General features: G+C 68.1%; 15 protein-coding genes and 4 tRNA genes. 12 read left to right on the top strand and 7 right to left on the bottom strand.

Annotated features, from left to right (window positions below; genetic code table 11):
- The first annotated feature begins 108 nt into the window (after nt 1–108).
- The 12 genes from INQ48_17725 (at nt 109) to INQ48_17670 (ending at nt 13,300) form a co-directional block, all read left to right on the top strand.
- Nucleotides 109–1,305 carry an efflux RND transporter periplasmic adaptor subunit gene (locus tag INQ48_17725; protein ID QRF55254.1) on the top strand — a complete coding sequence of 399 codons (1,197 nt, stop codon included), beginning with the start codon at nt 109–111 and terminating at the stop codon, nt 1,303–1,305.
- Nucleotides 1,302–4,508, top strand: coding sequence for an efflux RND transporter permease subunit (locus INQ48_17720; GenBank protein ID QRF55253.1), 3,207 nt, complete (start codon nt 1,302–1,304; stop codon nt 4,506–4,508). Before INQ48_17725 ends, INQ48_17720 begins: the two co-directional genes overlap by 4 nt.
- Before the next feature lie 184 nt (nt 4,509–4,692).
- A tRNA-Leu gene (locus INQ48_17715) sits at nt 4,693–4,779 on the top strand.
- A 26-nt stretch (nt 4,780–4,805) separates the two neighbouring features.
- Nucleotides 4,806–6,125 (top strand): trigger factor, encoded by a 1,320-nt coding sequence (locus tag INQ48_17710; GenBank protein ID QRF55252.1) that lies wholly within the window; start codon nt 4,806–4,808, stop codon nt 6,123–6,125.
- Between the two features lie 116 nt (nt 6,126–6,241).
- Nucleotides 6,242–6,850: an ATP-dependent Clp endopeptidase proteolytic subunit ClpP gene (gene clpP / locus INQ48_17705; protein QRF55251.1), complete on the top strand. Its 609-nt coding sequence runs from the start codon at nt 6,242–6,244 to the stop codon at nt 6,848–6,850.
- 127 nt (nt 6,851–6,977) lie between these two features.
- The gene (gene clpX, locus INQ48_17700) at nt 6,978–8,243 is read left to right on the top strand and encodes an ATP-dependent Clp protease ATP-binding subunit ClpX (protein QRF55250.1); all 1,266 of its coding nucleotides are present in this window, start codon (nt 6,978–6,980) and stop codon (nt 8,241–8,243) included.
- Between the two features lie 119 nt (nt 8,244–8,362).
- Nucleotides 8,363–10,801: an endopeptidase La gene (gene lon / locus INQ48_17695; protein ID QRF55249.1), complete on the top strand. Its 2,439-nt coding sequence runs from the start codon at nt 8,363–8,365 to the stop codon at nt 10,799–10,801.
- A 76-nt stretch (nt 10,802–10,877) separates the two neighbouring features.
- Nucleotides 10,878–10,953: transfer RNA gene (locus INQ48_17690), tRNA-Gly, on the top strand.
- A 63-nt stretch (nt 10,954–11,016) separates the two neighbouring features.
- Nucleotides 11,017–11,090: transfer RNA gene (locus tag INQ48_17685), tRNA-Cys, on the top strand.
- A 97-nt stretch (nt 11,091–11,187) separates the two neighbouring features.
- A tRNA-Leu gene (locus INQ48_17680) sits at nt 11,188–11,279 on the top strand.
- Between the two features lie 21 nt (nt 11,280–11,300).
- Nucleotides 11,301–11,939: a hypothetical protein gene (locus INQ48_17675; GenBank protein ID QRF55248.1), complete on the top strand. Its 639-nt coding sequence runs from the start codon at nt 11,301–11,303 to the stop codon at nt 11,937–11,939.
- A gap of 41 nt (nt 11,940–11,980) precedes the next feature.
- Nucleotides 11,981–13,300, top strand: coding sequence for an MFS transporter (locus INQ48_17670; GenBank protein QRF55247.1), 1,320 nt, complete (start codon nt 11,981–11,983; stop codon nt 13,298–13,300).
- Nucleotides 13,301–13,303: 3 nt separating this feature from the next.
- Here INQ48_17670 and INQ48_17665 read toward each other — a convergent pair whose 3' ends face one another.
- The 7 genes from INQ48_17665 to proV form a co-directional block, all read right to left on the bottom strand.
- A complete protein-coding gene (locus INQ48_17665; protein ID QRF55246.1) occupies nt 13,304–15,496 on the bottom strand; it encodes an Ig-like domain-containing protein in 2,193 nt (730 codons plus the stop codon).
- A 96-nt stretch (nt 15,497–15,592) separates the two neighbouring features.
- Nucleotides 15,593–16,372: a hypothetical protein gene (locus INQ48_17660; protein ID QRF55245.1), complete on the bottom strand. Its 780-nt coding sequence runs from the start codon at nt 16,370–16,372 to the stop codon at nt 15,593–15,595.
- A gap of 16 nt (nt 16,373–16,388) precedes the next feature.
- Entirely contained in the window at nt 16,389–17,252 is an 864-nt protein-coding gene (gene murI / locus INQ48_17655) for a glutamate racemase (GenBank protein ID QRF55244.1), read from the bottom strand.
- On the bottom strand, nt 17,249–18,814 hold the full coding sequence (locus tag INQ48_17650) for a fumarate hydratase (protein ID QRF55243.1): 1,566 nt from the start codon (nt 18,812–18,814) through the stop codon (nt 17,249–17,251). The genes murI and INQ48_17650 overlap by 4 nt, the downstream gene beginning before the upstream one ends.
- A gap of 75 nt (nt 18,815–18,889) precedes the next feature.
- On the bottom strand, nt 18,890–19,906 hold the full coding sequence (gene proX, locus INQ48_17645) for a glycine betaine/L-proline ABC transporter substrate-binding protein ProX (protein ID QRF55242.1): 1,017 nt from the start codon (nt 19,904–19,906) through the stop codon (nt 18,890–18,892).
- Nucleotides 19,907–19,927: 21 nt separating this feature from the next.
- Nucleotides 19,928–21,109: a glycine betaine/L-proline ABC transporter permease ProW gene (gene proW / locus INQ48_17640; protein QRF55241.1), complete on the bottom strand. Its 1,182-nt coding sequence runs from the start codon at nt 21,107–21,109 to the stop codon at nt 19,928–19,930.
- Between the two features lie 25 nt (nt 21,110–21,134).
- Nucleotides 21,135–22,397 carry a glycine betaine/L-proline ABC transporter ATP-binding protein ProV gene (gene proV, locus INQ48_17635; protein QRF55240.1) on the bottom strand — a complete coding sequence of 421 codons (1,263 nt, stop codon included), beginning with the start codon at nt 22,395–22,397 and terminating at the stop codon, nt 21,135–21,137.
- Between the last annotated feature and the right edge of the window lie 488 nt (nt 22,398–22,885).

Below are 22,885 nucleotides of genomic sequence, written 5' to 3'. Positions count from 1 at the left end.
GGGCGCCGGCGCTACTGACCGGCGGGTAATTGACAGCGGTTCACGTTTACCCTAGATTACTAACCGGTGGGTCATTAAAGACCCGGTTCGTTCCTTCCAGGGTGTCTCATGACCGCCTCCCAATCCATCTTCTCGCTCGACCGCGCGGCCGCCTGGCTGCTGGTTCCCGCCCTCGTGGCCCTGGCCGGCTGCTCGCCGTCCAAACCCGCGGAGGAACCGGTCCGCGCGGTCAAGCTGGTGACCGTGGGCACCAGCGCCTACGACGCCCAACCCGAGTTCTCGGCCGAGGTGCGGGCGCGCGTCGAGTCGCGCCTGGGCTTTCGCGTGGCGGGCAAGATCACGCGCCGCCAGGCCGAGCTCGGCCAGCGCGTGCAGGCGGGCCAGGTGCTGGCCCAGCTCGATCCGCAGGACTACCGGCTGGCCGCCGAAGCGGCGCGCGCCCAGCAGGCCGCGGCGCTGACCAACCGCGACCTGGCCGCGGCCGATCTCAAGCGCTACCGCGAGCTGCGCGAGCAGAACTTCATCAGCGGCGCCGAGCTCGAGCGCCGCGAATCGACCTGGAAGGCGGCGCAGGCGCAGCTCGAGCAGGCCCAGGCCCAGCTCTCGTCGCAGGGCAACCAGGCCGCCTACACGACGCTGGTGGCCGACGTGGCCGGCGTCATCACCGCCATCGAGGCCGAGCCGGGCCAGGTGGTGCAGGCCGGCACGCCGGTGGTGCGGATCGCGCAGGACGGCGCGCGCGACGTGGTGTTCGCGGTGCCGGAAGACCGCGCGGGCCTGATCAAGCCCGGCTCGGCAGTCGCGGTGCGCGGCTGGTCGGGCGGCGAGGAACTGCAGGGCCAGGTGCGCGAGGTGGCGGCCAGCGCCGATGCCGTGACCCGCACCTTCACCGTGAAGGTGGCGATCGATGCCGCCAGCGCGCCCGCGCTCGGCGCCACCGTCTATGCGCGGCCGCAGGCGCTCGCGCGCGGCGGCCCGGCCGTCGTCAAGCTGCCGACCAGCGCGCTGCGCCAGGAAGGCAAGGGCACGGCCGTGTGGGTGCTCGACAAGTCGACCATGACGGTGCGCTCGCAGCCGGTGCAGGTGGCGACCGCCGACGGCAACGAGGCCGTGATCGGCGCCGGCGTCACGCCCGGCATGCAGGTGGTGGTGGCGGGGGTGCACGTGCTGTCGCCGGGCCAGAAGGTCACGATCTACCAGCCGCGTGAAGTGGCGGCCGGCGGTGCGGACGCGGGCGGTGCCACGCAGGGCGTCGCGCCCGTGGCCGCCGGCCAGAAGGAGATCGCAGCGGGTGCCGGCAAATGAGCGGCGCTGACAAGGCGACGCACGGCACCGAGCCGGCCGGCCGCGCGGGCGGCTTCAATCTCTCGAAATGGGCGCTCGACCACGCGCCGCTCACGCGCTACCTGATGCTGGTGCTGATGCTGCTGGGCGCCTTCGCCTACTTCCAGCTCGGGCAGGACGAGGATCCGCCCTTCACCTTCCGCGCGATGGTGGTGCGCACCTACTGGCCCGGCGCCACCGCGCAGCAGGTGGCCGAGCAGGTCACCGACAAGCTCGAGCGCACGCTGCAGGAGGCACCGTACGCCGACAAGATCCGCAGCTACTCCAAGCCCGGCGAGTCGCAGATCATCTTCCAGATCAAGGACTCCTCGAAGGCGAGCGAGGTCGCCAACGTCTGGTACACAGTGCGCAAGAAGATCGGCGACATGCGCGGCACCCTGCCCGCGGGCGTGCAGGGGCCGTTCTTCAACGACGACTTCGGCGACGTCTACGGCGTGATCTACGCCCTCGAGAGCGAGGGCTTCACCTACGCCGAGCTCAAGACCCTGGCCGACGACGTGCGCCAGCAGCTGCTGCGCGTGAAGGACGTGGCCAAGGTCGACCAGTTCGGCGTGCAGGACGAGAAGGTCTTCATCGAGATCTCGCAGAAGCGCCTGGCGCAACTGGGCCTCGACTTCAACGCCGTGCTGCAGCAGCTCGGCTCGCAGAACGCCATCGAGAGCGCCGGCACGATCCAGTCGCCGCTCGACGTGGTGCAGGTGCGCGTGGGCGGCCAGTTCACCAGCGTCGACCAGCTGCGCGAGATGCCGATCCGCGGCAGCTCGGGCAACCAGCTCAAGCTCGGCGACATCGCCGAGATCCGCCGCGGCTACATCGATCCACCCTCGGTCAAGGTGCACCACCAGGGCAAGGAAGTGATCGCGCTCGGCGTGTCGATGACCAAGGGCGGCGACATCATCGCGCTGGGCAAGGCGCTGCGCGCGGCCACCGCGAGCATCGACAAGCAGCTGCCGCTGGGCGTGAAGCTCGCGCAGGTGCAGGACCAGCCGGTCGCCGTGGCGAGCTCGGTCAACGAGTTCGTGCGCGTGCTGATCGAGGCCGTGGCCATCGTGCTCGCGGTCAGCATCATCTCGCTGGGCCTGCACAAGGGCGGGCGCTTCGGCTGGTACATCGACATGCGTCCGGGCCTGGTGGTGGCGATCACCATCCCGCTGGTGCTGGCCGTGACCTTCCTGGCGATGAACTACTTCGGCATCGGGCTGCACAAGATATCGCTGGGCTCGCTGATCATCGCGCTGGGCCTCTTGGTGGACGACGCGATCATCGCGGTCGAGATGATGGTGCGGAAGATGGAGGAGGGCTACGACAAGGTCCGCGCCGCCACCTTCGCCTACGACGTGACGGCCAAGCCCATGCTCACCGGCACGCTGATCACCGCCGCGGGCTTCCTGCCGATCGGCATCGCCAAGTCGGTGACCGGCGAATACACCTTCGCGATCTTCGCCGTGACGGTGATCGCGCTGGTGCTGTCGTGGATCGTCTCGGTGTACTTCGTGCCGTACCTGGGCACCTTGCTGCTCAAGGTGAAGCCCCATGACCCCGAGGCACCGCCGCACGAGCTGTTCGACACGCCGTTCTACAACGCCTTCCGCCGCGCGGTGAACTGGTGCGTGCAGCATCGCTGGCTGACCATCGGCGCCACCGTGCTGATCTTCGCGCTCGGCATCGTCGGCATGGGCAAGGTGCAGCAGCAGTTCTTCCCCGACTCGAGCCGGCCCGAGATCCTGGTCGACATCTGGTTCCCCGAAGGCACCTCGTTCCAGGCCAACGAGGAAGTGGCGAAGCGGGTCGAGCAGCGCATCCTCAAGGAAGCCGGCGTGAAGACCGTCAGCACCTGGATCGGCTCGGGCGTGCCGCGCTTCTACCTGCCGCTGGACCAGGTGTTCCCGCAGTCCAACGTCTCGCAGCTGATCGTGCTGGCGAGTGACCTCAAGGTGCGCGAGACGCTGCGGCTGTCGCTGCCCGGCCTGCTGGCGCAGGAATTCCCCGAGGTGCGCGGCCGCGTGAAGCTGCTGCCCAACGGGCCGCCGGTGCCGTACCCGGTGCAGTTCCGCGTGATCGGCACCGACCCGACGCAACTGCGCGCGCACGCCGACGAGGTCAAGGCCGTGCTGCGCGAGAACGCCAACATGCGCGGCGTGAACGACAACTGGAACGAGTCGGTGAAGGTGATCCGCCTCGAGGTCGACCAGGCCAAGGCGCGCGCGCTCGGCGTCACCAGCCAGGCCATCGCGCAGGCCTCGCGCACCATGTTCAGCGGCACCACCGTGGGCCAGTACCGCGAGAACGACCTGCTGATCGACATCGTGCTGCGCCAGTCGGCCGACGAGCGCGAAGCGATCTCGGACATCGGCAACGCCTACCTGCCGACGGCCTCGGGCCGCTCGATCCCGCTGACGCAGATCGCCAGGCCGGTGTTCACCTGGGAGCCGGGCGTGATGTGGCGCGAGAACCGCGACTACGCGATCACCGTGCAGGGCGACGTGACCGAGGGCCTGCAGGGCGCGACCGTGACCGACCAGCTGCTGCCGAAGCTGCGCGAGCTCGAGGCCGGCTGGCACGCGGCCGGGCAGGGCGCCTACCGCATCGAGGTGGCGGGTGCGGTGGAGGAGAGCAGCAAGGGCTCGGCCTCCATCGTGGCCGGCGTGCCGATCATGCTGTTCCTGGTGTTCACGCTGCTGATGCTGCAGCTGCACAGCTTCAGCCGCTCGCTGCTGGTGTTCATCACCGGCCCCATGGGCATCGCCGGCGTGGCCGGTGCGCTGCTGCTGCTGAACCGGCCCTTCGGCTTCGTCGCGCTGCTCGGCGTGATCGCGCTGATGGGGATGATCCAGCGCAACGCCGTGATCCTGATCGACCAGATCGAGCACGACCGCGCGGCCGGCGTGCCGGCCTGGGACGCCATCGTCGAGTCGGCCGTGCGCCGCCTGCGTCCGATCGTGCTGACCGCCGCGGCCGCCGTGCTGGCGATGATCCCGCTCTCGCGCAGCGTGTTCTGGGGGCCGATGGCGGTCGCCATCATGGGCGGGCTGATCGTGGCGACCGTGCTGACCTTGCTGGCGCTGCCGGCGATGTACGCGGCGGCGTTCCGCGTGAAGCGCGACGAGGCGCCGCCGCCGGCACCGCAGCGCGCCGGCGCCCTGCCGGGCCCCCAGGCGGCCTGAGCGGGCGGATGCAGGGTTGGTCCCGCCCCGCCGGGCCGCGAACTCCGCGCCGAGGAGAAGCCGGGAGCCTTCCGGTTTCGACTAAAATGCGCGGTTGACCGATTTCGAGCGGACGGTCTTGGACTGCCGGGTTCTTCCCGGCGCCCAGGCCGTCCGCTTTTGCATTCACCTGAAAAAGGCAAAAGCGCGGGTGGCGAAATTGGTAGACGCACCAGGTTTAGGTCCTGACGTTCGCAAGAACGTGCCGGTTCGAGTCCGGCCCCGCGCACCAGCCAATCCCTCACTAGGAAGAAGTTCATGACCGTGACCGTTGAAACCCTCGAGAAGCTCGAACGCAAGATCACGCTGACCCTGCCGGTCGGCATCATCCAGTCCGAAGTCGATTCGCGCCTCAAGAAGCTCGCGCGCACCGTCAAGATGGACGGCTTCCGTCCCGGCAAGGTGCCGATGAACGTCGTGGCCCAGCGCTATGGCTACTCGGTGCAGTTCGAGGTCATGAACGACAAGGTCGGCGAGGCCTTCTCGCAGGCCGCCAACGAAGCCAAGCTGCGCGTGGCCGGCCAGCCCCGCATCACCGAGAAGGAAGGCGCGCCCGAAGGCGAACTGTCCTTCGACGCCGTGTTCGAGGTGTTCCCCGAAGTCAAGATCAACGACCTGTCGGGCGCCGAAGTCGAGAAGCTGTCGGCCGAAGTGGGCGACGACGCGATCGACAAGACGCTGGACATCCTGCGCAAGCAGCGCCGCACCTTCGCGCAGCGCGCGCAGGATGCCGTGGCCCAGGACGACGACCGCGTGACCGTCGACTTCGAAGGCAAGATCGACGGCGAGCCCTTCCAGGGCGGCAGGGCCGAGGACTTCCAGTTCGTGGTCGGCGAAGGCCAGATGCTCAAGGAATTCGAAGACGCCGTGCGCGGCATGAAGGCCGGCGACAGCCGCACCTTCCCGCTGTCGTTCCCGGCCGACTACCACGGCAAGGACGTGGCCGGCAAGCAGGCCGACTTCCTCGTGACGCTGAAGAAGATCGAAGCCTCGCACCTGCCCGAAGTCAACGAGCAGCTCGCCAAGTCGCTCGGCATCGCCGAAGCCACGGTCGAAGGCCTGCGCGCCGACATCAAGAAGAATCTCGAGCGCGAGGTCAAGTTCCGCCTGCTGGCGCGCAACAAGAACGCCGTGATGGACGCGCTGGTGGCCAACGCCGAGCTCGACCTGCCCAACGCCAGCGTGCAGTCCGAAGTCAACCGCATGATCGAAGGCGCGCGCGCCGAGCTCAAGCAGCGCGGCATCAAGGACGCCGACAAGGCCCCGATCCCCGAGGAAGTGTTCCGTCCCCAGGCCGAGCGCCGCGTGCGCCTGGGCCTGGTGGTCGCCGAGCTGGTGCGTGCCAACAACCTGCAGGCCAAGCCCGAGCAGATCAAGGCCCACATCGACGAGCTCGCCTCGAGCTACGAGAAGCCGGCCGACGTGGTGCGCTGGTACTTCAGCGACAACAACCGCCTGGCCGAAGTCGAGGCCGTGGTGATCGAGAACAACGTGACCGATTTCGTGCTCGGCAAGGCCAAGGTCGCCGAGAAGTCGGTGTCGTTCGACGAACTGATGGCGCAGCAGCAACAGGCCTGATCGCCGCCTCGGCCCGGGACGCCATGGGGCTTGTGCTTTGCGGCACGAGCCCCATTTCACTCAGGCGTACAGTTCAGATTGACGACAGCGAACGAACCCTTCTCCGGAGCAAATTCATGAGCGCACAGGAAATCCAAGGCCTCGGCATGGTCCCGATGGTCATCGAGCAATCGGGCCGTGGCGAACGGTCCTACGACATCTACTCGCGGCTCCTCAAGGAACGCATCATCTTCCTGGTGGGCGAGGTCAACGACCAGACCGCCAACCTCGTGGTGGCCCAGCTGCTGTTCCTCGAGAGCGAGAACCCCGACAAGGACATCTCGTTCTATATCAACTCGCCGGGCGGCAGCGTCACGGCCGGCATGGCGATCTACGACACCATGCAGTTCATCAAGCCCGAGGTCTCGACCCTGTGCGTGGGCTTCGCGGCCAGCATGGGTGCGTTCCTGCTCGCGGCCGGTGCCAAGGGCAAGCGCTTCTCGCTGCCCAACTCGAAGATCATGATCCACCAGGTGCTCGGCGGCGCCCGCGGTCAGGCCACCGACATCGAGATCCATGCGCGCGACATCCTGCGCACCAAGGACCAGATGAACCGCATCCTGGCCGAGCGCACCGGCCAGCCGCTGGACAAGGTCAAGTCCGATACCGAGCGCGATTACTTCCTGACGGCCGACGAGGCCAAGGACTACGGCCTGGTCGACCAGGTCATCGCCAAGCGCCCCTGAGGAGGGGCCCGGCGCTCTGGCGTCACGACGCCGGCGGCGCCAAAAAGGCAACAACGGCGTTTTCCACACGGGAAACGCCGTTTTTGTTTCGTTATCATTGTCCAAACCCGTTACGAGGCACCTGTCCATGGCCGAGAAAAAAGGCACTTCCAGCGAAAAAACGCTCTACTGCTCGTTCTGCGGCAAAAGCCAGCACGAGGTGAAGAAGCTGATCGCGGGTCCTTCGGTCTTCATCTGCGACGAGTGCATCGATCTCTGCAACGAGATCATCCGCGACGAACTGCCCGCGGGCGAGGAAGCGCGCGATGCGCGCAACGACCTGCCCACGCCGCTCGAGATCAAGACCAACCTCGACAACTACGTGATCGGCCAGGAGCCGGCCAAGCGCATGCTGTCGGTGGCCGTCTACAACCACTACAAGCGCCTGCGCCACAAGGAAAAGGCCAAGGGCGAGGACGTGGAGCTCAGCAAGAGCAACATCCTGCTGATCGGCCCCACGGGCTCGGGCAAGACGCTGCTGGCGCAGACGCTGGCGCGCCAGCTCGACGTGCCCTTCGTGATGGCCGACGCCACCACGCTGACCGAGGCCGGCTACGTCGGCGAGGACGTCGAGAACATCATCCAGAAGCTGCTGCAGAGTTGCAATTACGAGGTCGAGCGCGCGCAGCGCGGCATCGTCTACATCGACGAGATCGACAAGATCTCGCGCAAGTCCGACAACCCCTCGATCACGCGCGACGTGTCGGGCGAGGGCGTGCAGCAGGCGCTGCTCAAGCTCATCGAAGGCACCATGGCCAGCGTGCCGCCGCAGGGCGGGCGCAAGCACCCGAACCAGGACTTCCTGCAGATCGACACGACCAACATCCTGTTCATCTGCGGCGGTGCGTTCGCGGGCCTCGAGAAGGTGATCGAGAACCGCACCGAGGCCTCGGGCATCGGCTTCGGCGCCAGCGTCAAGAGCAAGGCCCAGCGCAGCCTCACCGAGGTGTTCCGCGAGGTCGAGCCCGAGGACCTGATCAAGTTCGGCCTGATCCCCGAACTCGTGGGCCGCATGCCCGTGGTGGCCTCGCTGGCCGAGCTCAGCGAGGACGCGCTGGTGCAGATCCTCACCGAGCCCAAGAACGCCGTGGTCAAGCAGTTCACCAAGTTGCTGCAGATGGAGGGCGTGGACCTCGAGATCCGTCCCGCCGCCCTCAAGGCGATCGCGCGCAAGGCCCTGGCCCGCAAGACCGGCGCGCGCGGCCTGCGTTCGATCCTCGAACAGTCGCTGATCGACACGATGTTCGAGCTGCCCAATGCCACCAACGTCGACAAGGTCGTGGTCGAGGAATCGACCATCGACGAGAACAAGCCCCCGCTGCTCGTGTACCGCGAGGCAGCCAAGAAGGCCTGAGTGACTCCCGCGCCGGCTCTTCCCCCCGAGATGCCCGGCGTCTTCGACAAAGACTGCGGCCGCGGGCTTGAAATGCCCGTGTCGCCGTCCATCTTTGCTTGATCAATCAAAGGATATCCATGTCCGGTCATACCCCTCTGCCCGCCGACGCCATCGACCTGCCGCTGCTGCCGCTGCGCGATGTCGTCGTGTTCCCCCATATGGTGATCCCGCTGTTCGTGGGGCGCCCCAAGAGCATCAAGGCGCTCGAGCTGGCCATGGAGGCCGAGCGCCGCATCATGCTGGTGGCCCAGAAGGCCGCCGCCAAGGACGAGCCCTCGGTCGAGGACATGTTCGAGGTCGGCTGCGTCTCGACCATCCTGCAGATGCTCAAGCTGCCCGACGGCACGGTGAAGGTGCTGGTCGAAGGCCAGCAGCGCGCCCGCGTGAACCGCATCGATGACGGCGAGACCCACTTCTCGGCCAACGTGACGCCGGTGGCGGCGCCCGAGGGCGGCGAGAAGGGTACCGAGGTCGAGGCGCTGCGTCGCGCGGTGATGCAGCAGTTCGACCAGTACGTGAAGCTCAACAAGAAGATTCCGCCCGAGATCCTGACCTCGATCTCGAGCATCGACGATCCGGGCCGCCTGGCCGACACGATCGCCGCGCACCTGCCGCTCAAGCTCGACAACAAGCAGGCGGTGCTCGACCTCGACGACACCAAGGCACGGCTGGAGAACCTGTTCGGCCAGCTCGAGCGCGAGGTCGACATCCTCAACGTCGACAAGAAGATCCGCGGCCGCGTGAAGCGCCAGATGGAGAAGAACCAGCGCGACTTCTACCTCAACGAGCAGGTCAAGGCGATCCAGAAGGAGCTCGGCGAAGGCGAGGAGGGCGCGGACATCGAGGAGATCGAGAAGAAGATCAAGCTCGCCAAGATGCCCAAGGACGCGCTCAAGAAGGCCGAGGGCGAGCTCAAGAAGCTCAAGCTGATGTCGCCCATGTCGGCCGAAGCCACCGTGGTGCGCAACTACATCGACGTGCTGGTGGGCCTGCCCTGGGCCAAGCGGACCAAGATCAAGCACGACCTCGCGAATGCCGAGGCGGTGCTCAACGCCGACCACTACGGCCTCGAGAAGGTCAAGGACCGCATCCTCGAGTACCTCGCGGTGCAACAGCGTGTCGACAAGGTCAAGGCGCCGATCCTGTGCCTCGTGGGCCCGCCGGGCGTGGGCAAGACCTCGCTCGGGCAGTCGATCGCCAAGGCGACCGGCCGCAAGTACACCCGCATGGCGCTCGGCGGCATGCGCGACGAAGCCGAGATCCGCGGCCACCGCCGCACCTACATCGGCGCGCTGCCGGGCAAGGTGCTGCAGGGGCTCAGCAAGATCGGCACGCGCAATCCGCTGTTCCTGCTCGACGAGATCGACAAGCTGGGCACCGACTTCCGCGGCGACCCGTCGAGCGCGCTGCTCGAGGTGCTCGATCCCGAGCAGAACCACACCTTCGGCGACCACTACGTGGAAGTCGACTTCGACCTGAGCGACGTGATGTTCGTCGCCACCTCGAACTCGATGAACATCCCGCCGGCGCTGCTGGACCGCATGGAAGTCATCCGCCTCTCGGGCTACACCGAGGACGAGAAGACCAACATCGCGATCAAGTATCTGCTGCCCAAGCAGCTGAAGAACAACGGCGTGAAGGAAGAGGAACTGCTCGTCACCGAGGAGGCCGTGCGCGACATCGTGCGCTACTACACGCGTGAAGCGGGCGTGCGTTCGCTCGAGCGCGAGCTCTCGAAGATCTGCCGCAAGGTGGTCAAGGGCCTGCTGCTCAAGCAGATGACGCCCAAGGTCACGGTCACCGGCGAGAACCTCAACGACTTCCTCGGCGTGCGCAAGTTCACCTTCGGCCTGGCCGAGAAGCAGAACCAGGTCGGCCAGGTGGTCGGCCTCGCATGGACCGAGGTCGGCGGCGACCTGCTGACGATCGAGGCCGTGACCATGCCCGGCAAGGGCGTGATCAGCCGCACCGGTTCGCTGGGCGACGTGATGAAGGAATCGGTCGAGGCAGCGCGCACCGTGGTGCGCAGCCGCTCGCGCCGCCTCGGCATCAAGGACGAGGTGTTCGAGAAGCGCGACATCCACATCCACGTGCCCGACGGCGCCACGCCCAAGGACGGCCCGAGCGCGGGCGCGGCGATGACCACGGCCTTCGTGTCGGCCCTCACGGGCATCCCGGTGCGCGCCGATGTGGCGATGACCGGCGAGATTACGCTGCGCGGCGAGGTCACGGCCATCGGCGGCCTGAAGGAGAAGCTGCTGGCGGCCCTGCGCGGCGGCATCAAGACGGTGCTGATCCCCGAGGAGAACGCCAAGGACCTGCAGGACATTCCCGAGAACGTGAAGAACGGCCTCGAGATCGTGCCGGTCAAGTGGATCGACAAGGTGCTCGAGATCGCGCTCGAGAAGCAGCCCACGCCGCTGTCCGACGAAGAGGTCGCGGCCTCGGCGGCGGCCGTGGCCGAGCTCGCGAAGCAGCGCGAGTCGCGGGCGTCGGAAGGCTCGGTCAAGCACTGAACGACACGATCATGAAATTCGGGGGGCGCAGCTTGCGAAACCCCGAAAATCTGGTCTATAATTCAAGGCTCGAAACGCGGGAATAGCTCAGTTGGTAGAGCGCAACCTTGCCAAGGTTGAGGTCGAGAGTTCGAGACTCTTTTCCCGCTCCAGTTTTGAAAAAGGGAAGCATCAGCTTCCCTTTTTTTCGCTAGTTCGATTTCGTTTTTCTGCGTGGCGCGATAGCAAAGCGGTTATGCAACGGATTGCAAATCCGTCTAGTCCGGTTCGACTCCGGATCGCGCCTCCACACTTCTCCCGTTGAATCCAGCGTCGATACACCAGGCCCCGCCAACCATGTTGACGGGGCTCGTTTCGTTTGGGGTATCGTCGTCATTCAACCCGGGGCCCGGATGGTGAAATTGGTAGACACATCGGACTTAAAATCCGCCGCTTCCTTAATCGGGGCATACGGGTTCGACCCCCGTTCCGGGCACCACATCTAACAAGGGAGCATTCAATGCCTCGCTACAACGCTCCATTCGAAATTCATGTGCATGGCGACGTGGCCCTGCGTTCGGACGTCGGTTTCGACCAGATCCAGGAAGCGCTGAAGCCGCTGTGGAAATACGCGGGCGCCAAGTCGCTCGCCGACGGCGCCGCCAGCTCCTACGAGGAAGAACCGGGTATCCGCTTCGAGCCCAAGGACCACATGCTCCAGATGTGCTGGACCGTGGCCGGCGACGAGGACTTCCGCCAGGCGCTCGACGAGATGTGCATGGCCCTGAACGAACTCTCCGAGCGCGGCGCGGCCATCGAGGTCACCTTCTACGACACCGATTTCGACGAGGAAGAGGGCGACCCCGACGAGGAGTCGCGCGACGACTTCGTGATGCTGTTCGTGGGCCCGAATCCGGCCGCGATCATGCAGGTGCAGCGCGACCTGCTGGTCGAGGACGTGGTGAACCTGATGGAGCGTCACTTCGACGGTTCCGAACTCGGGGGCGTGGTGGCCGAGATCGACCGCCTTTTCAGCGACCGCTTCGATGCGCTGGTGAACTCGCTCGAGATCGGCAAGCGCCCGCGCGGTACCGGCGGTACCGGTGGCGGCGGCGGCAGCGGCCATGGCGGTGGACGCCGCCCGCGCCACCTGCACTGAGCGCCACACGCCTGCCACGCGGCGCCACCACCATCCGCCGCATGGCAGCGCTCTTTCCTTCTTCCGCCCTCAACGCCGGCGTGCGCAAGCGCGAGGTGTTCGGCTGGGCCATGTACGACTTCGCCAACTCGGGCTACACGACCGTGGTCATCACGGCCGTGTTCGCCGCCTACTTCGTGGGCGGCATCGCCAAGGGCGCATCCTGGGGCCCGTTCGCCTGGACCGTGGCGCTCAGCATCTCCTATGCGATCGTGATGTTCACGATGCCGGCCCTCGGCGCCTGGGCCGACCTGCGCGCGGCCAAGAAGCGGCTGCTGGTCATCACCACCGTGGGCTGCGTGATCGGCACCGCGGCGCTGGCGCTCTCGCCGCGCTTCTCGGGCGCCACCGGCGTGGCCGTCGCCATGCTGCTGATCGTGGTGTCGAACACCTTCTATTCCTACGGCGAGTCGCTGACCGGCGCCTTCCTGCCCGAGCTCGCGACGCCCGAGGGCATGGGCAAGGTCAGCGGATGGGGCTGGGCCTTCGGCTATGTCGGCGGCATGCTTGCGCTGGGCCTGTGCCTGGCCTACGTGCTTTGGTCGCAGGCGCACGGCTTGCCGGCCTCGCACTTCGTGCCGGTGACGATGCTGATCACCGCCGCGATCTACGGCACGGCCGCCTGCGCCACCTTCGCGCTGCTGCCCGAGCGCGCAAGGCCCAGCGCGCAAGCCCTCGGCGACGCCAGGGCGCCGGGCGCCTGGCAACAGCTGCGCTCCACCTTCCGTCAGGCGCGCGCCTACCGCGACTTCATGACCCTGCTGGCCTGCACCGTCTGCTACCAGGGCGGCGTGGCGGTGGCGATCACGCTGGCCGCGATCTATGCCGAGCAGGTGATCGGTTTCGTCGCGAGCGAGACCATGGTGCTGATCGTCGTGCTCAACATCGCGGCGGCGCTCGGCGCCTTCGGCTTCGGCTACGTGCAGGACCGCATCGGCCACAAGACCTCGCTGGCCGTCACGCTGGTGGCCTGGATCGCGGTCTGCGTGATCGCAGCGGTGGTCACGACCAAGGGCGGCTTCTGGTGGGCCGCGGCGATCGCGGGCCTCGCGATGGGTTCGAGCCAGTCGGCCGGCCGTGCGATGACCGGCTACTTCGCGCCGCCGGCCCAGATGGCCGAGTTCTTCGGCCTCTGGTCCTTCGCCACGCGGCTCGCGAGCATCGTCGGCCCGCTGGCCTACGGCGCGGTCACCTGGCTCACGGCGGGCAACCAGCGCATCGCGATCCTGTCGACCGCCGTGCTGTTCGTGGCCGGACTGCTGCTGCTGTGGCCGATCGACGTGCGGCGCGGCCGCGAGGCCGCGCTGCGAGGGCAGGGGTAGGTCTCAGGAGCCGCTGAACAGGCTGTTGTTGGTGATCGGCCAACCCGCGGCCGGCGCGTAGCGAATGGTCCAGTTCGCCGGGTTCTTCACGCGCGCTGCGAAGGCGGGCAGGTCCGATCGGTCGAGCGATCCGGTGTAGATCGCGTTGGTCTGGTTCGCCGGGCTGACCGTGAACGAGAAGGCGGTGCCCGCCGTCGTGAGCGCGTCGGGGATGGTGCCCGCCGCGCCGCCGAGCGTCAGGCTCGCGAGGTAGTTGCCGACCGCGGTGATCTTGCCCGCGGTGCCCACGCCCAGACCATCGATGGTGCCGCCCTGGAAGGCATAGACCGTCTCGGACTTGCCGATGCCGCCGGGCGAGCCGAGCGTGGTGCCCTTGTCGGCGATCGGGTTGCCCGTCACGTCGGTCTGGATGGTCACGATCGTGCCCGCGGGCAGGATGCGGTCGGCGGTCCAGACGAAGGCCGTCTCGTTCGTGATGTCGGTGAATTCGAGCGCGCCGGCCTTGCGGTCGCGGTCGGTGAAGGTCACCTGGGTGCCGCCGTTCACGGCCTTGAGCAGCACGAAGGCGTAGGCATCGGGTGCTTCTGCATTGCCGGCCATGAACAGCAGGTCGCCGGCCACCAGCTGCGTCGGCGCGCCGGCCGTGACGAAGCTCAGTTCGGTCGCGCTGCTGATGCCTGCATAGGCATTGCCGACCGGATCGGTGATCGCGTTGGCATCCACCGTCAGGTAGTAGCCGCTGTCGCCGGCGAGCTTGGCGCTGGGCACCAGCGTCAGCACGTTGAATGCCAGCTGCACGCGCGCTGCGGCACTCTTGGCGTTGAAGGTCTCGACCACGCTGCCGTCGGCCTTGTGCAGCACGATGTTGCCGGCGCCGAGGCGGATGGCTTCGTTGAACGAGAGCGAGATCGAGGTGTCGAGGTTCACGCCGACACGGCCGGCGGCCGGTGCGGCGACCTTGAGCCGAGGTCCGGTGGTGTCGACCCAGGGTTCGCCGAGGCGCACGACGAAGCCGTCGAACTTCTGGTCGGCCGGGTCGAGGTCCTTCGAGGCTTTGGTCTGGCCGGGCCACACGGTGTCACCGTTGTCCAGCAGCAGCTGGACCTGCGTGCCCGCCTTCACCGGACCCGGCACCTCGACCGTCGATTCGAAGCTGCCGCCCGTGGCCTTGCGCAGCGCATCGAGGTCGTTCGAGAGCTCGACCGGCGCGCTCGACGGATTGCCGTTCCAGGCGAACAGCGCGAAGTTGCGGTCCACGTCGGGGCTGGCGGCGCCCGCGGGGCCGGCCACGATCAGGTAGTTGCCGTCGGTGCCCTTGTCGATCGAGCGGATGCCGCGTCCGCCCAGTTCGAGTTCGATCGGTGCGCCGAAGGTGGCTTGCGTGGCCGTCCCTCCGACCAGCGCGGCGTAGTTCTGCACCGGCACGATCAGCGCCTTGGCGCGCGTCGAGCCGCCGGTCTGCGGCGCCCGGAAGCCCAGCCACAGCGCGCTGTCGTTCGGTGCGCTGGTCATGCCTTCGACCGAGAAGCCGTCGACCCGCTCGGGCACGACGCCGGCACCCGCCGAGACGGCGAAGCCGAAGTGGTTGGCGCCGAGGCCGTGGCCGTTGGAAACGTCCCAGGCGACGAGCTGGGCTTCGAGGGCCGAGAACTGGCCGACATAGGTGAAGGTGGTGGCAGCGCCCGTGCCAGAGACCTTCACGGCGAACAGGTGCGAGCGGTCCGGCGCATCGCCGCCGTCCTTCTTGTTGCTGTTGGAGCCCGTGAGGTAGAGCGTGTCGCCGATGCGCGTACCGGCCTCGAGGTCGAGTTCCTTGCCGAGCTTCGGACCGTCGGTCTCGTAGCTCCATTCCTTGACCGCGGCGCCGCCGGCACGCGGGTACACGCGCAGCACGTTGGCCTCGTCGTCGGCCACGAGCATGAAGCCGTCGGGCAGCGCGAACGCGGTGGAGGCGTCCGAGGAACCTTCGGTGGTGCCGGCGTTGGGCGTGAAGGTCGCGCTCGACACGAGCTGCGGCGCCGGCGGGGGCGCAGGCGGCGGCGGCGCCGTGGCGGGCGGCGGGGGCGGCAGAAAACCGATGAAACCGCCGTCGCTACCGCCGCCACCGCAGGCGGCCAGCATCAGCGAGAGGGCGCTGGCGAGCAGCATGGGCGTGAAGGGAATGCGGGTCGGGCGAAGCGGAGTGTGCGTTGTCATGGTGCGCGGTGGTTGTTCTGAACAAACCGCGCATGCTGGTACTTTGGGATGACATTTCAGTGAAACACCGAGGTGCTTCACGGTAAAGACCCGATGTCAGAACGAAGACTGCCGCAGCGACTTCGGGACCTTGTAGCGTTCGCCGTCGTAGCGCAGCGTCACCGAATTGAAACGCGCGGGCTGCGCCTTTTCGACGCAACCCTGGTCCTCGGAGGCCTGCGCGCGGCTTTGCACCACGGTGCGCGACAGCATCAGGTCGGCGTAGCCGTTGCTCGCGGCCTTGCCCACCGACAGCATGGTGCGCAGCTTCTCGAAGCGGCCGGCGCAGGCCGAGGCATCCCACTCGCCGCTTTCGCGGTCGAGCTCGATCTCCGGCAGCACCTGGCGCAGCTTCGCGCCTTGCTGCACGTACAGGCGCAGCGTCTCGCTCGCGGCGCTGGCCGTGCCGACGTCGCGGTAGCGCACGCGCAGGCCGAAGGCGCGGGTGTCGCTCGCGAGCACGTAGCGCGACGTGTCGATGCGCACGTCCTGGATCAGGTTGTGGCGGTCCTCGTCGAGCGCCTCGGCCTGGAAGAGTCGGCCGATCACGGTGTCGCGCTCGGTGTTGCCGTTGTCGGGCCGCTGGATCAGCAGCACCTCGAGGTCGTAGACCTTGGCGCCGTTGTCGCTGCTCTCGCGCGGCATCGGCAGCACGACGATGCTGCGGCCCGGATAGGCCGGCCAGGGCTTGCAGGCGGCCAGCCGCTCGTCGAGCGGCCGCTGCGGATGCAGCTTGGCGTGCATGCGCTCGGCCAGGCCGCTCTCGCAAGCCGCATGGCCCGCGCCGGCCGCGAGCAGGCCGGCGAGCACGAGGACGAGATGGCGCAGCGGGCGCATGGAATGGGGCGGCCGTTCAGGCCGTGCTCGCCTGCGGCCGATCGGGCAGCAGGTCGGAAGGGCGCAGGCCCAGCCAGCGCGATGCAGCGGTCTCGAGCACCGCTGAGTCGCCGCTGCTGCGCAGCGTCACCCATGCCGCGTCCAGGGGCGTCGCGGCCTCCTGCAGCAGCCCCGCGGCGCCGAGCAGCCGCCGCGTCTGCAGCGCCACCGGCACGCCCGAATCGAGGAAGCGGACGGCGGAGGGCGCCAGCCGCCGCAGCCGGTCCTGCAGCAGCGGATAGTGGGTGCAGCCGAGCACCACGGTGTCGGTCTCGCCGGCGTCGCCGCCGAACGGGCCGGCCAGCGTCATGTAGTGGGCGCAGAGCTGGTCGATGGCGAGCTCGTCGAGCCGCTCGATCGCAGCCACCAGCCCGTCGCAGGGCACCGAGCGGATGCGCTCGGGATGGACAAAGGTGTGGCGCAGCGCCGCGTACTTGGCGCTCGCCAGCGTGCCGCGCGTGGCCAGCACCGAGACGTGGCCGGTGGCGCTGCCCGCCACCGCGGGCTTGATCGCGGGCTCGAGGCCGACGATCGGCAGCTCGGGGTTCTCGGCGCGCAGCACGTGGATCGCGGCCGTGGTGGCGGTGTTGCAGGCCACCACCAGCGCCTTGATGCCGTGCTCGCGCACCAGCGTCTGGACCACGCGCCGCGAATGCTCGGTCACGTAGGCGTCGCCGCGCTCGCCGTAGGGCGCATGCGCGGTGTCGGCGAAGTAGACGAAGCGCTCGCGCGGCAGCTCGACGCGCAGCGCGCCCAGCACGCTCAGCCCGCCCACGCCGCTGTCGAACACGCCGACGGGCGAAGTGGATGGGGACGGCTGCGGACGCGCGGCGAGGCTCAAGCGGGTTCCAGCGTGATGGTCTTGAACTCGCCGCTGGCGATGCGCTTCTGCCACTCGGCCGGGCCGGTGATGTGCGCGCTGGTGCCGCCGGCGTCGACCGCCACCGTCACCGGCATGTCGACCACGTCGAATTCGTAGATGGCTTCCATGCCCAGGTCCTCGAAGCCCACCACCTTGGCGGTCTTGATCGCCTTGCTCACCAGGTAGGCGGCGCCGCCCACCGCCATCAGGTAGGCGCTCTTGTGCTTCTTGATCGCCTCGATCGCGACCGGGCCGCGCTCGGCCTTGCCGATCATTGCGATCAGGCCTGTCTGGGCCAGCATCATCTCGGTGAAGCCGTCCATGCGCGTGGCGGTGGTCGGGCCGGCCGGGCCCACGGCCTCGCCCTTCACCGGATCGACCGGGCCCACGTAGTAGATGACGCGGTTGGTGAAGTCCACCGGCAGCTTCTCGCCCTTGGCCAGCATGTCCTGGATGCGCTTGTGCGCGGCGTCGCGGCCGGTGAGCATCTTGCCGTTGAGCAGCAGCGTGTCGCCGGGCTTCCAGCTCGCCACTTCGGCGGGCGTGAGCTTGTCGAGGTCGACGCGCTTGCTCTTCTTCTCGTCGGGTGCCCAGTCGATCTTGGGCCACAGGTCGAGCGAGGGCGCTTCGAGGTAGACCGGGCCGCTGCCGTCCATCACGAAGTGCGCATGGCGCGTGGCGGCGCAGTTCGGGATCATCGCCACCGGCTTGCTGGCCGCGTGCGTCGGGTACATCTTGATCTTGACGTCGAGCACGGTCGCGAGGCCGCCCAGGCCCTGCGCGCCGATGCCCAGGGCGTTGACCTTCTCGAACAACTCGAGGCGCAGGGCCTCGACCTTGGTGAGCTCTTCCTTGCCTTCCTTGGCGAGTTGGGCCTTGGCCTGCAGCTCGTGCATGTCGAGGTCGTCCATCAGGCTTTCCTTGGCCAGCAGCGCGGCCTTCTCGGCCGTGCCGCCGATGCCGATGCCCAGCATGCCCGGAGGGCACCAGCCGGCGCCCATGGTCGGCACGGTCTTGAGCACCCAGTCGACCACGCTGTCGCCGGGGTTCAGCATCACCAGCTTGCTCTTGTTCTCGCTGCCGCCGCCCTTGGCGGCCACCGTCACCTCGACTTTGTCGCCCGGCACGATCTCGGTGAAGATCACCGCGGGCGTGTTGTCCTTGGTGTTCTTGCGATCGAACTGCGGATCGGCCACGACCGAGGCGCGCAGCGTGTTGTCGGGGTGGTTGTAGCCACGGCGCACGCCTTCGTTGATGGCGTCGTCGAGGCTGCCGGTGAAGCCGCCCCAGCGCACGTCCATGCCCACCTTGAGGAACACGTTGACGATGCCGGTGTCCTGGCAGATCGGGCGCTGGCCGGTCGCGCTCATCTTGCTGTTGGTGAGGATCTGCGCCATCGCGTCCTTGGCGGCGGGGCTCTGCTCGCGCTCGTAGGCCTTGGCCAGGTGGGCGATGTAGTCGGCGGGGTGGTAGTAGCTGATGTACTGCAGCGCGGCGCTGATCGATTCGATCAGGTCGGCCTGCTGGATCGTGGTCGTCATGGTGGGGGGCTTTTTTTAGGGTGTGGAAACGCCCCCCGATTATCTCAGCCGCGGCCTCGGGGCCGCGCCGGGCGGCTATCGCGCCGCCGCCAGCGCCTGCTCGACCCAGCCGTCGAACAATTTCTGGTGCGCGCGGATCCAGCCGTCGGCATGCCGCTCCACGTCCTGCTGGCTGTTGGCGCCTTCGCTCATGCGCAGGTTCTGCGCGTTGATGTCGCCGATCGGCACGTTCATGACCTCGAACAGCTTCGCCGCGGCCGGGTTCTTCTCGGCGAACTCGCGGTTGGCGACGATGCGTTCCTGGTTGGCGAGGAAGCCGTAGTTCTTGCCGTTGGGCTGGCGCGTGTCCACGTTCTCGCCACCCTGCGAGGCCGAGAACGGCACCTGCAGCCACACCACGTCGGCGCCCGGGCGCAGCACGGCGCTGACCCAGTAGGGCGTCCAGGTGTAGTAGAGGATCGGCTTGTCCTGCCTGAAGCGCGCGATGGTGTCGGCCATCAGCGCGGCATAGCTGCCCTGGCGGTGCGTGACGGTGTCGCGCAGGCCGTAGGCGCCCAGGTGGTTCTCGATCGCGAGCTCGCAGCCCCAGCCGGGGTTGCAGCCGGTGAGGTCGGCCTTGCCGTCGCCGTCGGTGTCGAACAGCTTCGCGATCGCCGGCTCCTTGAGCTGCGCGATGTTGGTGATGTGGTACTGCTCGGCGGTCTTGCGGTCGATCAGGTAGCCCTGCACCGCGCCGTCGGCGTACACGCCCTGGCGCCACAGCTTCGCGTCGCCGCCGCTGTTCTTGTAGAAGTCGGCGTGCAGCAGGCTCCAGTGGTTGGCCATGAAGGTGGCATCGCCGTTGGCGATCGCCAGGTGCTCGGTCGCGGGTTCCAGGTCCTTCATCGGCTCGACCGTGTAGCCGAGCTTCTCGAGCGCGCGCATCACGAGCAGGGTCTGGAAGGCCTCCTCGGCCAGCGAACTCTTGAGCGGCTTGACGACGATGCCCTGGCCGGGCAGGTCGGTGGCGGCATGCGCGGGGAAGCTGGCGGCCGCGAAGGCCAGGGCCAGCAGCCCGAGGCCGCGCGCGAATGGATTCATCGATGTCTTCATGCGTCGTGTGCCTCCGGTGCTTCAGCGGGTCTGGGTCGAAAGGGCCGGCACGGCTTCTTCCGTGCCGCGCGATGCGGCCGGCGCCACCGCGCGCTGCAGCGTGCGCAGCGCCAGGCCCACGGGGCCGCCATGCCACCAGCGCTGGCCGCCGCGGCGCGGCCGGCCCATGGCCTGCGTCAGCCGGTCGAGCGAGATCGCGAGCAGCACGATGCCCAGGCCGCCGACGGTGGCCAGGCCCATGTCGAGCCGGCCGATGCCGCGCAGCACCATCTGGCCCAGGCCGCCCACGGCGATCATCGAGGCGATCACCACCATCGACAGCGACAGCATCAGCGCCTGGTTGATGCCGGCCATGATCGAGGGCATGGCCAGCGGCAGCTTCACCTTCACCAGCATCTGCCAGGGCGAGGCGCCGTAGGCGCGCGCGGCCTCGATCAGGTCGGGCCGCACCTGGCGCAGGCCCAGGTTGGTCAGGCGCACCAGCGGCGCCAGCGCGAACACGATGGTCACGATCACGCCCGGCACGTTGCCGATGCCGAACAGCATCACCACCGGCACCAGGTAGACGAAGGCCGGCGTGGTCTGCATCGCGTCGAGCACCGGGCGCATCACGCGCTGGGCCCGGTCGCTGCTGGCCAGCAGCACGCCCAGCGGCAGGCCGATCACTATGCAGAAGACCAGCGAGGTCAGCACCAGCGACAGCGTGACCATGGCCTCGGGCCAGATGCCCAGCATCGCGACCAGCAGCAGCGCGACGGTACTGCCGATGGCCAGCGCGCGGCCCGCGAACTGCCAGGCCAGCAGGCCGATCAGCGCGATCATCGCGAGCGTCGGCAACCCGGTCAGCAGGCTCTGCACCGAGTTCAGGGTGCTGTCGATCGGCAGCCGCACGGTCTGGAAGAAGGGGCGGAAATGTTCGACCACCCAGCCCAGGCCCTGGTTGATCCAGGACTCGACCGGCAGCGAGCCGTCCCAGAGGCGGTGCAGCTGGAAGCCGGCGGCATCGGCCTGGCCGGCGAGCTGGTGCGCGGCGTCGGACTGCACGGGCGCGTCGAGCCAGGCGCTGGTGGCCGCGGGATCGGGCGCGGCCGACAGGGCCTCCCAGGGATCGAGCGCGACGGGCGCCGGCGCGGGCTGTTGCGCCAGCGCGGCGGCGGCATCGTTGGCGGTGGCGAGGTCGGAGGGCAGGGTGGTGTCGTTCATCTCGGCGTTTCCTTCGAAATCGGGTTCAGGCCAGGACATGGGCCGGGGCGGCGCTCGCGGCGGGGGCGGGCGGCAGCGCGGGATCGATCGGCGGCGTGTCGCGATCGAGGAACTTCAGCAGCGTGGTCTTGCTGATCGCGCCGCAGAAGCGGCCGTCGGTCGCCACCACCGGCACCGCGCAGGGCGCCTGGCCCACCTGACCGATCAGTCCGGCCACGGGCGCGTCGGCCTCGATCGTGCCGAGGTCGGCGAGGAACGCATGGCGCAGGCCCAGCGGTCCCGAATGGCCGTCGAGCGCGGCGCGCAGCGTGTCGGCCGAGACCGTGCCGAGGTAGCGCCGGTCGGGGCTGGTCACGTAGGCGAAGTCGCGATCCTGGTCCTCCAGCAGCTTGAGCGCCGCGCGGGCGCCGCGCTCGGGGTGCTCGCAGACCACGGTCAGCGGCTTGCGCGCGATGTCGGCGGCCTTGAACACGGCCGCCGCGTCCACGCCGCGCACGAAGCTGCGCACGTAGTCGTTGGCCGGGCAGCGCAGGATCTCGTCGGGCGTGCCGACCTGGATCACCTGGCCGTCCTTCATGATCGCGATCCGGTCGCCGATGCGCATCGCCTCGTCGAGGTCGTGCGAGATGAAGACGATGGTGCGGCGCTGCTGTTGCTGCAGCCGCAGCAGCTCGGATTGCATCTCGGTGCGGATGATCGGGTCGAGCGCCGAGAAGGCCTCGTCCATCAGCAGGATCGAGGGGTCGGAAGCCAGCGCGCGCGCCAGGCCCACGCGCTGCTGCATGCCGCCCGAGAGCTCGTCGGGATAGCTGTCGCCCCAGCCTGCCAGCCCCACCTGCGCGAGCGCCAGGTCGGCCTGCGCCAGGCGCTCCTTCTTGCCGGTGCCCGACAGCTCGAGCCCGAAGGCCGTGTTCTCGCGCACCGTCATGTGCGGCATCAGCGCGAACGACTGGAACACCATGCTGATGTCCTTGCGGCGCAGCGCGCGCAGCCTGGCGTCGGAGTGTTCGTTGATGTCGGCACCGTCGATCACGATGCGGCCCGCGGTCGGCTCGATCAGCCGGTTCAGCAGCCGCACCAGCGTCGACTTGCCCGAGCCCGACAGGCCCATGATCACGAAGATCTCGCCGGCCTGGATCTCGAAGGTGGCGTCGAACACGCCGATCGACTGGCCGGTCTTCGCGAGGATCTCCTTCTTCGACAGACCTTGGCGCACCAGCGCCAGCGCGTCGTCGGGCGCGTCGCCGAAGACCTTGAAGACGTGGTCGATGAGAATTCCTTTGGCCATATGCCGGGCTCCTTGTGCGAAGGTTGGACGGGTGCCGTTCCGCCTGGAAGCGGGACGGCAGCGGCCACGCCATCAGCCGATGGCTGCCGGAAGGCACTGAGGACGACGTGGCGACGAAACCAGTGCCCGCCGGATGCTTCGCTCGCGGGCAACGGGCCTGGTCGAGGGGCGCCGCCTGGAGAAGCGTGACGTGGCAGTGGGGCCGGAACTATCCGGCCGGTGTGCCGGGCTGGGCCCGGCGGGAGAACCTGCACCGCGACGGGATTCGAAGATCCGCGAGTAGTGCCGGTGGGAGCTGCAGCGTCATCCCGCAGCGGGGATTCCGCGACGGATTCGTAATGACTTGCAGGTCCGCGAAAGACGAAGATTATAACTTTTTGACATGAAGCGTGTCAATCCGCGGCCTGCGAACGGCTGTAGTCTGGAACGCAATGGCCGCGTCAGATGAGAGCCATTCTTATCGGGCGATACTCGGGTCCGCGTCCGGC

Origin of the sequence: Variovorax paradoxus, assembly GCA_016806145.1 — a bacterium.
GTDB lineage: Bacteria > Pseudomonadota > Gammaproteobacteria > Burkholderiales > Burkholderiaceae_C > Variovorax.
This window is presented reverse-complemented; position numbering and strand designations above follow the sequence as displayed.